The sequence below is a fragment of the Sphingopyxis panaciterrae genome (assembly GCF_011762125.1).
GTDB classification, from domain to species: domain Bacteria; phylum Pseudomonadota; class Alphaproteobacteria; order Sphingomonadales; family Sphingomonadaceae; genus Sphingopyxis; species Sphingopyxis panaciterrae.
Genome location: NZ_JAASQN010000006.1, coordinates 139,315 through 153,640 on the forward strand (window position 1 = coordinate 139,315; position 14,326 = coordinate 153,640).

Below are 14,326 nucleotides of genomic sequence, written 5' to 3' on the forward strand. Positions count from 1 at the left end.
ACCCGCCGTTAGCCACAGCCGCGGCATAGAGGGCCCATGCAGCGGCGGGACCAGAGCCGAACTTGCTGGTGTGGGGACCAGTATGTGCAGCTTTTGCGAGCGTTGATGACGCTCGCCTGCTTGGCGGCCGGTCTCGTCGCTGCGCCATTACAGGCGCAAACCACCACCACCTACAGCAACACCGCATCGGGCGCGATCAACGGAACCACCACCTGTGCCGCCCCCCTGGTGCGCAATTTCACGGTAGCGGCCAGCTATGTCGTCGCCGATGTCGATATCGGTGTCCTCGCCAGCCACACATGGCGCGGCGACCTTCGTCTCACCTTGCAATCGCCCGCGGGCACGCGCGTCCAGCTGGTCAACGGCGACACCGACAATCTGTCGGGCGACAATTTCAACGTCCGGCTCGACGATGATGCATCGCAGACCGTCAACACCGACGGCAATACGGTCACCCATTCGACCAGCGCGCCGCCCTATCAGAATCAGTTCAGGCCCAACGCCGCGCTGTCGGCCTTCAACGGCCAGAACGGCGCCGGGACCTGGCGGCTTGAAATCTGCGACCAATTTCCCTCGTCGGATAACGGCAGCTTCACCCGCGCCGACCTGTATCTGACGAGCATGCCGGCCAACTATGCCGACCTGTCGCTGACGAAGACGGTCAGCTACGCCTCGCCCGCCTTCGGGGCCAGCGTCAATTTCGTGCTGAGCGTGACCAACGCCGGCGGCTCGCCGCTCACCGCCACCGGCGTGACGGTGCAGGACAGCCTGCCCGCGGGTTTCAGCTTCACCGGCGCCTCGGGGTTCGGCAGTTACAGCAGCGGCACCGGCGTGTGGACGGTCGGCAGCATCGCGCCCGGCACGACGCGCACGCTGACGATCAGCGGGACGGTCACCGCGACCTCGGGCGCCACCGTCACCAACAATGCCGAGGTCAGCGCCTCTTCGGCTTATGATGCCGATTCGACGCCGGGCAACGGCGCGGCGGGCGAGGATGACGGTGCTGCGGCGAGTTTCACCGTATCGGGGACGCGCACCGCGGGCATCGCGCCCGCGTTGACCTGCCCGGCGCTCACGACGATCCACGATTGGGACAGCGTCAGCTGGTCGGCGAGCGCGACGAGCGGCAGTTACGCGCTCACCGGTATCGGCACGATGACTTTCGGCATCGCGATCAGCGGCGGCAGCTTCCTCAGCAACGCGACCTATGGCGGCCAATCGCCGACGCGCCAGAACGCCGTCACCGGCGGGCTGTCGCCGGCGCAATATTCGCTTTTCCAGCTCGTCGACTTCACCAGCCAGGCGGGCACCGTCACCACGACGATGACGCTGCCGACCGCGGTTCCGGGAGTCCAGTTCCGCCTCTTCGACGTCGATTATTCGTCGGGCCAGTTCGCCGATCGCGTCACCGTGACCGGCAGCTTCAACGGCACGGCCGTCTATCCGGTGCTGACCAACGGCGTCACCAACTATGTCATCGGCAACAGCGCTTATGGCGATGTGCTGTCCGCCGACACGAGCGCGAACGGCACGGTGACCGTGACCTTCAACGCGCCGGTCGACAGCATCACGATCGAATATGGCAGCCACGCGATCGCACCCGCCAACCCGGGGCAGCAGGGCATGGCGATCCACGACATCAGCTTCTGCCGCCCCGTCGGCAATCTCGCGATCGCCAAGACCAGCAGCATCGTCAGCGATCCCGTCAACGGTACGACCAATCCCAAGGCGATCCCCGGCGCGACGCTGCGCTATTGCCTGCTCGTCGCCAACAACGGCAGCAGCACCGCGACCGGCGTCGTCGCCGCCGATCCGCTGCCGCCGACGGTGACCTATGTTCCGGGATCGCTGCGCAGCGGCACCGACTGTGCCGGCGCAACGACGGCCGAAGACGATAATGCCAGCGGCGCCGACGAAAGCGATCCGTTCGGCGCGTCGTTCGCCGCAACAACGATTTCGGCCACCGCGCCGACGCTTGCTCCCGCCGCCGCGATTGCGGTCGCCTTTAACGTGACGCTCAACTGATGCCCTCGACGCTCTGCCTCCTCCGTTTCTGCATGTGTCTGCTGGCAGCGCTGGGCGCCGCCGCGCCCGCCGCGGCGCAGCGCGTCATCGTCAACCCGTCGTTCGAGGCGAACGACCCGCAAGGACCGGGCGCCGCCAATTACCAGATTTACGCCAACGGGTCGGTGACCGGCTGGGATTCGGCGTCGGGCGAGATCGAATTATGGGACACGGGTTTCCAGAGCGTCCCCGCCTATGCCGGGTCGGTCTTTGCCGAAATGAACGCCAATGTCCCCGGCGCGCTCTATCAGAATATCTGCATGGTGAACGGCGAGACCATCGGCTGGACCTTTGCGCACCGGGCGCGTTCGGGCGGCCCGGCGACGCAGACCGCGCGCTTCCAGGTCGCGACCAGCGGCGGGACGATGATCCAGAATCTCGCGACCCAGTCGTCGACGGTCAACAATGTCTGGAACGTCAACTCGGGGTCGACGACCTATAGCGGTGCGTCAGGGGTCCAGCGCGTCCAGTTCATCACCACCGACGCGGGCAGCATCGGCAATTTCCTCGACGACATCCGCATCACGCTCAACCCCTTCGTCGAGCTGTCGGCGGCGACCGCGTCCGGGGTCGAATCGATCCCCACGGCGAACCTGCCCGCGCTGCTCATCAACGGCACGCTGGCGACGGCGCGCACGGTCAACGTCAGCATCACCGGCGGCACCGCGACGCGCGGCACCGACTATACCACCCCCGGCGGCGGCGCGAGCTTCACCGTCACTATCCCCGCCGGCACCTATCAGAACACCACCGTTCCGCTGGGTATCCAGATCGTCGACGACGCCGCCAACGAGGGCAGCGAAACGATCCAGATCGCGCTGAACAGCGGCACCGGCTACACCGTTGCGAGCACCGCGAGCTGCGGCGGCACGGCGCGGACGGCAAGCACTTATACGATCACCGACAATGATTCGCCCGTCGTGCTCGCGAAAAGCTGGACAAACGGCATTGCGGGTGACGCGGTCGGCCTGTCGATCAGCGGCGGCCTTCTCCCCACCGCCGGCACTTCGACCGTCGGCGGCAGCGCGACGAACGCCACCACTGTCGCCGTTGCCGGCGCGACGCTGACGCTGACCGAGGCTTTCACGGCCGGGTCGGCGGCGAATTACAACAGCAGCATCGAATGCCGGCGCAACAGCGACAACGCCGTGGTCGCGACATCGGGCAGCGGGCTCAGCCGCACCGTGACGATGCCGTCGGGCACCTCGCTGACCTGCACCTTCACCAACAGCCGCAAATCGGCGACGCTCGTCATGCGCAAGACATGGACGAACGCCCAGACGACCAATGCCGTCACCGTCGCGACCGACGGCTTCACCAACGACGCCAGCCTCGCCTCGGTCGCGAACAGCGCGAGCGAGACCGACACCAACGCCGCGGTCACCGTCTATGCCGCCGAAAGCGCGACGCTCGCCGAAACCTTTACCGTCGGCAGCGCCGCCAACTATAACCAGACGCTTGCCTGCACCGGCAACGCCACCGCGCTCGCGGGCGCGGTGCTGACGGTGAACCCCGCCGACACCGCGATCGTCTGCACCTTCACCAACAGCCGTATCCTGCAGCAATTGCGGCTCGCCAAACTATGGTCGGGCGCCACCAGCGGCCACACCGCGAGCGCAACGACCAGCGGCGGCACCGCCAATGCCAACTTCAGTTCGACCGCGCCCGCCGCGACCAACGGCGCGCTGGTCATAATGCGCGCCGGCGATATCGTCACCCTGCCCGCCGAAACCTATGGCGGCGGCGCGTCTGCCGCCCTCTATAACGCCACCGTCGAATGCACCGGCGGCAGCCCGCTCGCCAGCGGCGCCACCGGCCGCACGCTGACGATCGCGCCCAGCACCACCGCGACCGTCTGCACCTACACCAATGCCTATGTCCTGCCGCTGACGATCGCCAAGACCTCGGCCGCCTACAGCGATCCGGTGAACGGCACGACGAATCCCAAGCTGATCCCCGGCGGCTTCGCCGATTACAGCATCACCGTAAGCGCCCCGGCGGGCACAGCACCGACGGCGGGCAGCGTCATCGTCACCGACGCGATCCCCGCGAACCTCAGCCTGTTCGTCGGCACCTATGCGCCCGGGCCCGGCCCGATCGCCTTCGCACCGGGCGGCAGCGGCCTGACCTACGCCTTCACCAGCCTGGCGAACACCGCCGACGACCTCAGCTTCTCGAACAATGGCGGCGCCAGCTGGACCTATGTGCCGACCGCCGATGCGAACGGTGTCGACACCAATGTCACCCACGTCCGCGTCAATCCCAAAGGCAGCATGGCGCCGGGATCGAGCTTTACGATCAACCTTCGCGCGATGGTGAAATAGGGGGACCGAGCGAGCGGCTTCAACAGCCGATTGCATTCTATACCGAACCGTCTAAATGCGCGCGATGAGCACGCGAACCGCCTCGGACAGCAACGATCCCATCGTCGAAAATGCGAGCGAGCTCGCGGCCCCCATGATCAAGGGCGAAAAACCCAGGGACCGTTGGCGCATCGGCACCGAGCACGAGAAATTCGTTTATCGCACCGCCGACCACCGCGCGCCGGGCTATGATGAGCCCGGCGGCATTCGCGACCTGCTCATGGCGCTCACCCGCTATGGCTGGGAGCCGGTCTATGAGGGCGGGAACGTCATCGCCCTGTCGGGCAGCGACGGCGCGGTCAGTCTCGAACCGGCGGGTCAGCTCGAACTGTCAGGCGCCCCGCTCGAAAATCTTCACCAGACCTGCGCCGAGACCGGCCGCCATCTGAAGCAGGTGAAGGAAATCGGCGCCGAGCTCGGGCTCGGCTTCCTCGGGCTGGGCATGTGGCCCGACAAGACGCGCGCCGAGCTGCCGATCATGCCCAAGGGGCGCTACAAGATCATGCTGGGTCATATGCCGCGCGTCGGCACGATGGGGCTCGACATGATGCTGCGCACCTGCACCATCCAGACCAACCTCGATTATATGAGCGAGGCCGACATGGTGCAGAAATTCCGCGTGTCGCTGGCGCTCCAGCCGCTCGCGACCGCGCTCTTCGCCGCCTCGCCCTTCACCGAGAGCAAGCCCAACGGCTATATGTCGTACCGCAGCCATATCTGGACCGACACCGACCCCGCGCGCACTGGCATGCTGCCCTTCGTGTTCGACGATGGCTTCGGCTACGAGCGCTATATCGACTATATGCTCGACGTGCCGATGTATTTCGTCTTCCGCGATGGCAAATATATCGACGCCGCGGGGCAGAGCTTCCGCGACTTCCTGAAAGGCGAACTCCCCGCGCTCCCCGGCGAAAAACCGCGCCTCTCCGACTGGAACGACCATCTTTCGACCGCCTTCCCCGAAGTGCGCCTCAAAAGCTTCCTCGAAATGCGCGGCGCCGACGGCGGCCCGTGGAACCGCATCTGCGCGCTACCGGCGCTGTGGGTCGGGCTGCTCTATGACCAAGGGGCGCTCGACGCCGCCTGGGATCTCGTCAAGGGCTGGAGCATCGAGGAGCAGCAGGCGCTGCGCGACGCGGTGCCGAGCGAGGGGCTCGACGCCCCCGCCCCCGGCGGCGGCACGCTCGGCGAACTCGCCCACCGGGTGCTCGATATTGCGGCGGCAGGGCTCGCCGCGCGCGGCGAGGTCAATTCGATGGGCGACAATGAAGTCGGCTTCCTCGAACCGCTCCGCCGCATCGCCAAGAACGGCAAATCCCCCGCGCATGACCTGCTCGACCGCTATGAAGGGCCGTGGAACCACGACCTGTCGAAGATCTATGACGAACTGAGCTTCTGAAGCACGACGGGTTGGGGTGAGGAGGGGACGTTACTTCACCCACCTTCGTCATCCCGGGCATGGCCAGGGATCCCGCTTTTTCGCGGGCTTCCAAAGTTCTCGAAGGCAAGCGGGACCCCGGATTAAGTCCGGGGTGACGAAAAAGGGGGAACATCCACTCCCAGCCGAACGCCGATCTTCCCCACACCATCTCAATAGGCCAGCGCACACCCGTCGGCGCGCATTTCGCTCGCCGCCGCATACACGCGCGTGTCGCCATCCATGCGATGCTCGACGCATTGATAGCGCCCGAACCCGCCATCGGGCTCACCCAGCGTCCAGCCGATATCGGCGAGCTGCCGCCGGCTCGCCTCGGGCACCCCGCTTTCGAGCCGCAGCAAGCCGTTGGCGCCCAGCCCCGGCGCATCCTCGCCCATCGTCTCGGACGACCCTTCATGGTGCCAGCGCGGCGAATCGCCCGCCGCCTGAATCTCCAGGCCATAATCGACGCGGTTGATGATGATCTGCGCCTGCCCCTGCGGCTGCATGTCGCCGCCCATCACGCCGAAGCTCATCCACGGTTCATCGCCGCGCGCCGCGAAGCCCGGGATGATCGTCTGGAACGGCCGCTTGCCCGGCGCATAGATATTGGGATGCCCGTCCTGGAGGCTGAACAATTGCCCGCGGTCCTGGAACATGAAGCCCAGCCCGTCGGCAACGAGCCCCGATCCCATGCCGCGGAAGTTCGACTGGATCATCGACACCATCATGCCGTCCTTGTCGGCGCAGCTGAAATAGGTGGTGTCGCCGCGGCTCGGCGCCTGCCCCGGATAGACCGGTGACAGCAGCCGGTCGGGGCGGATCAGCTTGGCGCGTTCCGCCGCATAGTCCTTCGACACCAGCCATTCGACCGGCACCTTGGCGAAATGCGGATCGGCATAGTAGCGCGCGCGATCCTCATAGGCGAGGCGCTTGGCCTCGGCCTGCAGATGGATCGACAGCGCCGACTGGAAGCCCGCCCCTTTCAGGTCGAAATGCTCGAGGATATTGAGCATCTGCAAGGTCGCGATCCCCTGCGTGTTGGCGCCGAGCGCATAGACGTTGGTGCCGCGATAGCCCGTCTTCACCGGGTCGATCCATTCGGATTTGTGCGCTGCGAGATCCTCGTAGCGCAGCCAGCCGCCGATCCGCTTGAAATAGGCATCGATCGTGCGGGCGATTTCGCCGGTGTAAAAAGCGTCGCGCCCGCCCTCGGCAATGGCGCGGAAGGTGCGCGCGAGGTCGGGGTTGCGGAACACCTGCCCCGCCGCCGGCCCCTTGCCGTCGCCCAGGCCATAGGTGCGCAGCGCATTGCCCACTTCCTCGATCCCGCGTCCCGGCTGGCGAAAGCCCGCAAGGCTGCGGCGGATATAATAAGCGATCATGTCGGGCACCGGCGCCCCCGCCTCGGCATGCGCGATGACGGGCTCGAACAGCTCCTTCCACGGCAGCTTGCCGTAACGCTGGTGCATCGTCCACCAGCCGTCGACCGCGCCGGGCACCGACACGCTGATCGCGCCATAGGCGGGCAAGGTCCCGCCCTTGGCACGCGACCGCACCGTCGCAAGGTCGAGCGCGCGCGGGCTCTTTCCCGATCCCGCCAGTCCGGCGAGTTTCTTCGTCTTGGGATCCCAGATCATCGCATAGACGTCGCCGCCGATGCCGTTCGCGGTCGGTTCGAGCAGGCCGAGGCAGGCGTTGATCGCAATCGCCGCGTCGACCGCCGACCCGCCGCGCTTCAATATGTCGATCCCCGCCTGCGTCGCGAGCGGCTGCGCGGTGCCCGCTGCGCCGTGGAGGCCATAGGCGGCGGTGCGCGATGCAAAGCTCGCCCCGACCGGCCGGTCGCCGCCCTGGACATCGGGCCGCACGAACCGGTCCACCCCCGCTTCCCACAGCGGCGGCCCCGGATCGGCCGCCTTGGGCGGGGCTTTGGCTTGGCCGCTCTGGGCGAGACTCGCCGACGGCAAGAACGCGGCAGCGGGAACGGCGGCAAGAAGTGTACGACGACGCATGGGTTCAAATCCCCTGAAAAGATCGATTCTGCGGCATGCTGGCCCGATCGGCAAGGCGCGATTGGCCCCGCATGGCCCGTCACCCGGGCCGGATTTGTCTCAAAAGTGCAGCAATTTCGCAACACTGCCGACATGAACGTCGGCGCGACGTGCTTCGGCGATTGATCGCACGCGCGTTGAAAGCCAAAGAGCGACTGATTTTCGTCTCTCCCATCATCAACCTTGTTTCAGGAAGCTTGCCCATGCGCCACTTTCCTTCCGCTACCGCTATAGCCCCCGTCCTCGCCATTCTCGCCGCCGGCTGGGCCGCCCCCGCCGCCGCGCAGGATACCGCCCCCGGCGCCGAAGAAGGGGGCCTCGGCGACATCGTCGTCACCGCGCAGCGCCGCGAGGAAAGCCTGCAGGACGTGCCGGTTTCGGTCAGCGTGCTGTCGGGCGGCGCGCTCGATGCGATCACCTCGACCGGTTCGGACGTACGCGTGCTGGCGGGCCGCGTTCCCAGCCTCAACATCGAAAGCTCGTTCGGGCGCACCTTCCCGCGTTTCTACATCCGCGGGCTCGGCAACACCGATTTCGACCTCAACGCGTCGCAGCCGGTCAGCGTCGTCTATGACGACGTCGTGCTCGAAAACCCGATCCTCAAGGGCTTCCCGATCTTCGACCTCGACCGCATCGAAGTGCTGCGCGGGCCGCAGGGCACGCTGTTCGGCCGCAACACCCCGGCCGGCATCGTCAAGTTCGACACCGTCAAGCCCGGCAAGACCGGCGGCTACGCGCGCGTCAGCTATGGCCGCTACGGCACGTCGCAGGTCGAAGTCGCGGCGGGCGCCGCCGACGACAGCGGCTTCTCGGTCCGCCTTTCGGGCCTCTACCAGCACCGCGACGACTGGGTCGACAATGTCGAGACGACCGGGAAGAAGGATCTCGGCGGCTATGACGACATCGCCGCGCGTCTCCAGCTGCAATATGAAAACGGCCCCTTCACCGGCCGCGTGACCGGCCAGGTCCGCATTTACGATGGCTCGGCGATCATCTTCCGCGCCAACACGCAGGTGCCGGGCAGCAACAAGCTCGTCGGCCTCGGCGGCGCGGGCACCGAATTCGAACGCGACAAGGTGCGGCAGGACGGGATCAACTTCCAGAAGCTCAACACCTATAATGTCGGGCTGAACCTCGAATATGATTTCGGGCCGGTCACCGCTTATTCGATCACCTCCTATTGGAACGGCAATTTCCGCAGCCGCGGCGACATCGACGGCGGCTATGGCGCCGTCTTCCTGCCCGAATCGGGCCCGGGCCTCATCCCGTTCCAGGCGCAGAGCCAGGACAATGTGCCGAGCCTCGATCAGTTCACGCAGGAAATCCGCATCGCGTCGAACAACAGCGGCGGGCTCGGCTATCAGTTCGGCGCCTTCTACTTCAAGGAAGACCTCGACATCTCGAGCTTCGAATTCGGCGGCCCGACCGACGCGGCCCCGTCGGCGATCGCGGTGCAGCGCCAGGAAAGCGAAGCTTACGGCATCTTCGGGTCGGTCAACTATGAATTCGACAATGGGCTGAAGCTGCAGGCCGGCGCGCGCTACAATCATGACACGCGCGATTTCGTGGCGTCGCGTCCGGTCGAGACGCGGCCGATCTTCGTCGTCGACCCGAACACGCCTGTCCCGCCGCAGGCGGCCAGCGTCAAGGGCAAGCTGCTGACGTGGGACGCCAGCGCGACCTGGGAAGCAGCGGACGGCTTCAACATCTACGCCCGCGTCGCACGCGGCTATCGCGCCCCGTCGGTGCAGGGCCGCCTGACCTTCTCGCGCGTCATCTCGACCGCCGACCAGGAAGAGACGATGTCGTATGAGGCGGGGATCAAGACCAGCTTCCTCGACAACCGCGTCCGCTTCAACCTGACCGGCTATTTCTTCGACACCAAGGATCTGCAACTCACCGCGGTCGGCGGCACCTCGAACGTCGCCAGCCTGCTCAACGTCGACGCCAAGGGCCATGGCATCGAAGCCGAACTACAGGCGGCACCCGCCAAGGGCCTGACCTTCTCGGTCGGCGGCGCATGGAACGTCGCCAAGATCGACGATGCGGGCGCCTTTGTCGCGGGCTGCGGCTCGGCGACGCCGTGCACCGTGCTCGACCCGCAGCGTCCGGGCAGCCCCGGCATCTTCTCGATCGACGGCAACCAGTTGCCGCAGTCGCCGAAATGGACGGTCAACTGGACCGCGGGTTATGAATTCCCCGTCGGCAATGGCGCGATCTACGCGTTCACCGACTGGTATTACCGCTCGAAGATCCAGTTCTTCCTCTATCGCTCGGTCGAATTTTCGGACGACAAGCTGCTCGAAGGCGGCGTGCGCGTCGGCTATCGCACCGACCGCTTCGACGTCGCGGCCTTTGTCCGCAACGTCACCAACGATGCGTCGCCGACCGGCGGCATCGATTTCAACAATCTGACCAGCTACGTCAACGAACCCCGCATCTGGGGCCTCGAGGCGGGCGTGAAGTTCTAAGCTTGTGAACTCCTCCCTGCGGCAAAGCCGTGGGGAGGACTATTTCGGCCTGCCGAACCGACCCTCCTATTTCGTCATCCCGGACTTGATCCGGGATCCAAGCAACGGTCGCGACTATGGACCCCGGATCAAGTCCGGGGTGACGGTGGGAGATGGGACAGCATAGGGCTGTGATATCAGGCCCGCCCTACGCCACCGGCCCGATGCGCTCGTCGGGCTCCAGCCGGATCAGCGGCTGCGTCCGCCCGTTCAGCTTCGCGAACAGCCGCGGGACGAAGGCATGCTGCTGGGCCCAGTTCCAATAAGCCTGATAGGCGGGATCGCCGAGGAGATGCTTCTCCTCGGTCTTCGCGCGCCAGTAATAGACCCCGCTGACCAGGCCGAGCAGGATGACGTTGCGCACCCCCTCGATCCAGCCGCCGTCGGTGACGAGGAAGGGCATCGACCCGACCCACCAGCTCAGATTCTTCGAGATATAGGCGGGGTGGCGCGTCAAGCTGTACGGGCCGTGGGTGATGACGCCGCGATGCGTCAGGTTCGAAAAGCGGATGCCGAACGCCATCGTCGCCCAGGCATAGATTGAGATGAGCCCGACGAGCACGATGCCCCAGATGATCATCAGATTGTCATGGCCCTGCAGCCAATAGCCCCAGTCCGACCCGCCGATCTGATAATCGAGCGGCCCTCCGTTCATCAGGATGAACGGCGGATAGCAGATCAGCGCCGCGACCCACGCCATGCCATAGGGATTGGCGGTACGGATGTGCGAATCGAGCGGGCGCAGCGTCAATATATAGCCGACGGTCGCGATATGGACGTCGACCAGATAGAGGAGGTTGATCGTCCACAGCCCGATCGTGAACGGATTCGCGAGGATCTCGCTCATCGGCACCGCGACCAGCGACGAGAAATTGCCCGGCACGATCGAGAGCATGAAGGCGGTGAAGAAGCCCTTCACCGTCCACGCGCGCAAATGATGCCAGATCGCGCGGCTATCGACGGGCTGGCCGGGTGTGATCAGCCAGCGCCCGAATTGATAGCAACCGTCGCGCGGTTCGACCATGCGGCGGTCGAGCCACAGCATGTAGAAAACCGACACCAAGAGCAGCCAGGGCGCGACCCGCTCAAGCAGGTCCATCGAGAAAGCGTAATTGCCCTCCCAATAATAGCGCATCGTCGCATAGGTGAGCGCGATCAGCGCCCAGGTCGCCCACAGGCCGGCAAGCTTGGTCAGGCTGATGTCGATCGTCTCGCGCCACGGCCGGCGCAGCGACCAGTCGATGCCGGTCGATGGATTGCGGTGGACCTTGTCGACGAACACCGACCACAGCACCATCGGGACGCCGCAGGCCAGCACGCTCGCGATCGCCGAATTGGGGCCGTCCATCGGGCCGCGATTGCCCCAGTCGATGCCAAGGACGGCCGCGATCTCGGGCGCGTAGCGGGCCAGCAGCAGATAGGAAAAAAGACCAAGCAGACCGACGATTCCCACCCCGGCACTGACCGCCGAACGCGGCCGCACCGGACTGACGGGGGCCGATACGGAAACGGCGTCGCCACCGGCCGGCGGGACAAGGTAGGAAGTCTGGTTCACGCCGTCCCTCTAGCGAAAAATGGTAAGCAAGCCGTCAATATTACCACGCGATTCGCAAGCAATTTCCTGCCAAAACGGCACTATTTGCGCCCTATGACACCGTTCACCGCGAGTCATGTTCGACTCGGCGCGAGTCGCGGGTCAAAGATTCGCGCCGCCCCTTGTTGACTGTTACAGGCGCCAGCAAGTCGGGGCGGAGGGCTCCACAAAAACATAAGATGGGGTCGCTACTTGTCTTCGTTATCGACGGGCCTGCGCCAATGGCGCCAGCGCGTATCCGCGCTGTTCCAGGACCATGAAATCTTCGTTCGCACGCACGGCCATGTCCGTTTTCTGCGGGTCAGCGCCGTCTGGCAAAAGCGCGTCGCGCTGATCGCCGGGCTGGTGCTGCTCGTCTGGGCCGGCACGATGCTTGCGGTGCTCGTCAACCAGCTGCTCGGCGCCGACGAGCGCGCCGAAGTCGCGCAGAAGCAGGCCGCGGCGACGGCGGCCGAGGCGCGCATCGCCAAATATCGCGATCGCGTCGCCGAAACCGCCGCCGATCTCGAGGAACGGCAGAACCAGCTCGACGAATGGCAGAAAAGCTATTTCGGCGACGAGCCCGCCATTCCGGGTGAGGCCGCCGCGCCCGCCGCCGGCACCCAGCCCGCAGCGCTGAAGACCAGCGCCATCGACCCCAATCTGCCCCCCGAAGCGCAGGCGCTGGCGCGGATCGAAGCGCGGCAGGAAGCTTTTTCGGCGCGCCTGCTCGCCGCGGTCAGCGAACGCGCCGCCAAGGCCGAGAGCGCGGTCGCCAAGCTCGGCCTCGATCCCGTTTCGCTGGTCCGCAGCGCCGCTACCGGCCGCGGTGGTCCCTTCATCCCCTATCGCAGTCGGCTGGGCCGCGCCGGTGAGCTCGGCAAGGGCTTTGCCGCGCTCGAAGGTGCCTTGTTCCGCATGGAAGTGCTCGAACGCACCCTCGTCGCCATCCCCTCGGGCCAGCCCGCCAATGTCCTGATGCTCTCGTCGAGCTACGGCTATCGCAGCGATCCCTTCACCGGCGCCGGCGCGATGCACTCGGGGCTCGATTTCCCCGGCCCGATCGGCACCCCCATCCTCGCCGCCGCGCCCGGCAAGGTCGTGTATGTCGGCCAGAAATCGGGCTACGGCAACGTCGTCGAGGTCGATCACGGCCAGGGCATCCTTACCCGCTACGCGCATCTGTCGGGCTTCACGACCAAGGTCGGCAGCGCGGTCGCCGCGGGGCAGCAGATCGCCAAAATGGGCTCGACCGGCCGTTCGACCGGCAGCCACCTGCATTTCGAAGTCCGTCTGAACGGCGCCGCGGTCAACCCGCGCCGCTTCCTGGAGGCCAAAGCCGATGTTCTCGAAGTCAAAGCCGATGCCCGACAGCGAGTCGGCGCCCTCGCAGCCGGCACCGCCGGTGCCCGCTAAGATGGCGACCGGCGCCCGTCACACGACCTTTTCGATCCTGGGATCAGATGTCGTCGTCACCGGCAATGTCGCCGCCAGCGTCGACCTGCATGTCGACGGCAAGATCGACGGCGACCTCAAATGCGCCAACCTCGTCCAGGGCGAAGCGAGCGAGATCAAGGGCGCGGTGACCGCAGAGACCGCGAAGATCGCGGGTCTGGTCGACGGGTCGATCGAGGCCAAGACGCTGATCGTCCATCCCACCGCGCGGATCACCGGCGATGTGATCTATGAAAATATCACGATCGAAAACGGCGGCAAGGTCGACGGCAAGCTGAGCCACCGCCGCCACGGCGCAGGCGCCGCCAAGGCGCCGCCGCCGCTTGAAGTCGTCGAAAACAGATCGGCATCGGTCGGAAACTGACCCCGATTACAGCCGACATCCGCTTAGGGGTGAGGAGCTGCCGTTCCCCCTCTCCTGTGGGAGAGGGATACGCAGGCTTGGCTGCAAAGCAGCCTAGCCGAAGTTGGGTGAGGGGTTCAGCCCTCGCCTGCGAAAACCAACCGCAGACACCCTCACCCAACCCTCTCCCAAGGGGAGAGGGCTTTTATGACCGCAACCGGCCAATAACCGCCACCTCCCACCGGAAAGCTCAGCGCCGCCCAACGCGCAGCGAGACCATCACCCGCTCCCCGAGCCCCACCCCTTCCGCCTTCTGCACCGCAACCTTCACCGGCAGCAGATAGCCGCCGTCGCGCGGAAACAGCGACGTGGTGAACTCGGTCGACCCGATCCGCGCGACGACCGGGACGACGCCCCAGCCATAGCTTTCGGACAGCGCCGCATAGCGGATATCGGCGACATGCTCGTCGGGGACCGCCGCAAACAGAAACGGCGCCGGCCCGCGCCACTCGATGATCTCGGCTTCGAACACAATCTCATCCATCGC

The 14,326-nt window shown here is 65.9% G+C and carries 9 protein-coding genes; 6 read left to right on the forward strand and 3 right to left on the reverse strand.

Going from position 1 to position 14,326, the window contains the following annotated elements; translation table 11 throughout:
• Positions 1-84 precede the first annotated feature (84 nt).
• The 3 genes from FHR22_RS18665 to FHR22_RS18675 all read left to right on the forward strand — a co-directional run bounded on the left by FHR22_RS18665 (position 85) and on the right by FHR22_RS18675 (position 5,826).
• Positions 85-2,025 carry a proprotein convertase P-domain-containing protein gene (locus tag FHR22_RS18665; protein WP_341786885.1) on the forward strand — a complete coding sequence of 647 codons (1,941 nt, stop codon included), beginning with the start codon at positions 85-87 and terminating at the stop codon, positions 2,023-2,025.
• The gene (locus FHR22_RS18670; protein ID WP_166945193.1) at positions 2,025-4,388 is read left to right on the forward strand and encodes a beta strand repeat-containing protein; all 2,364 of its coding nucleotides are present in this window, start codon (positions 2,025-2,027) and stop codon (positions 4,386-4,388) included. The genes FHR22_RS18665 and FHR22_RS18670 overlap by 1 nt, the downstream gene beginning before the upstream one ends.
• Before the next feature lie 64 nt (positions 4,389-4,452).
• Positions 4,453-5,826, forward strand: coding sequence for a glutamate--cysteine ligase (locus tag FHR22_RS18675; protein ID WP_166945194.1), 1,374 nt, complete (start codon positions 4,453-4,455; stop codon positions 5,824-5,826).
• Positions 5,827-6,017: 191 nt separating this feature from the next.
• On the opposite strand, the gene FHR22_RS18680 is transcribed toward FHR22_RS18675, so the two are convergent.
• Positions 6,018-7,859 carry a gamma-glutamyltransferase family protein gene (locus tag FHR22_RS18680; RefSeq protein WP_166945195.1) on the reverse strand — a complete coding sequence of 614 codons (1,842 nt, stop codon included), beginning with the start codon at positions 7,857-7,859 and terminating at the stop codon, positions 6,018-6,020.
• 242 nt (positions 7,860-8,101) lie between these two features.
• Here FHR22_RS18680 and FHR22_RS18685 point away from each other — a divergent pair, with 242 nt between their 5' ends.
• The gene (locus tag FHR22_RS18685) at positions 8,102-10,369 is read left to right on the forward strand and encodes a TonB-dependent receptor (protein ID WP_166945196.1); all 2,268 of its coding nucleotides are present in this window, start codon (positions 8,102-8,104) and stop codon (positions 10,367-10,369) included.
• Between the two features lie 187 nt (positions 10,370-10,556).
• Here the strand turns inward: FHR22_RS18685 and FHR22_RS18690 are convergent, their stop codons facing one another.
• Positions 10,557-11,891, reverse strand: coding sequence for a protein-S-isoprenylcysteine methyltransferase (locus FHR22_RS18690; RefSeq protein WP_166945335.1), 1,335 nt, complete (start codon positions 11,889-11,891; stop codon positions 10,557-10,559).
• A gap of 303 nt (positions 11,892-12,194) precedes the next feature.
• On the opposite strand from FHR22_RS18690, the gene FHR22_RS18695 reads away from it, so the two are divergent.
• Together FHR22_RS18695 and FHR22_RS18700 are read left to right on the forward strand one after the other, a co-directional pair.
• Positions 12,195-13,397: a M23 family metallopeptidase gene (locus FHR22_RS18695; protein WP_166945197.1), complete on the forward strand. Its 1,203-nt coding sequence runs from the start codon at positions 12,195-12,197 to the stop codon at positions 13,395-13,397.
• A complete protein-coding gene (locus FHR22_RS18700) occupies positions 13,345-13,800 on the forward strand; it encodes a bactofilin family protein (RefSeq protein WP_425057472.1) in 456 nt (151 codons plus the stop codon). Before FHR22_RS18695 ends, FHR22_RS18700 begins: the two co-directional genes overlap by 53 nt.
• A gap of 229 nt (positions 13,801-14,029) precedes the next feature.
• Here the strand turns inward: FHR22_RS18700 and FHR22_RS18705 are convergent, their stop codons facing one another.
• A complete protein-coding gene (locus tag FHR22_RS18705; RefSeq protein WP_166945198.1) occupies positions 14,030-14,323 on the reverse strand; it encodes a DUF1905 domain-containing protein in 294 nt (97 codons plus the stop codon).
• Between the last annotated feature and the right edge of the window lie 3 nt (positions 14,324-14,326).

Bases quoted from the DNA above. Each gene is read 5' to 3' on its own strand.
- FHR22_RS18670 (WP_166945193.1), top strand. From the start codon at position 2,025: ATGCCCTCGACGCTCTGCCTCCTCCGTTTCTGCATGTGTCTGCTGGCA.
- FHR22_RS18675 (WP_166945194.1), top strand. From the start codon at position 4,453: ATGAGCACGCGAACCGCCTCGGACAGCAACGATCCCATCGTCGAAAAT.
- FHR22_RS18680 (WP_166945195.1), bottom strand. From the start codon at position 7,859: ATGCGTCGTCGTACACTTCTTGCCGCCGTTCCCGCTGCCGCGTTCTTG.
- FHR22_RS18685 (WP_166945196.1), top strand. From the start codon at position 8,102: ATGCGCCACTTTCCTTCCGCTACCGCTATAGCCCCCGTCCTCGCCATT.
- FHR22_RS18700 (WP_425057472.1), top strand. From the start codon at position 13,345: ATGCCCGACAGCGAGTCGGCGCCCTCGCAGCCGGCACCGCCGGTGCCC.
- FHR22_RS18705 (WP_166945198.1), bottom strand. From the start codon at position 14,323: ATGGATGAGATTGTGTTCGAAGCCGAGATCATCGAGTGGCGCGGGCCG.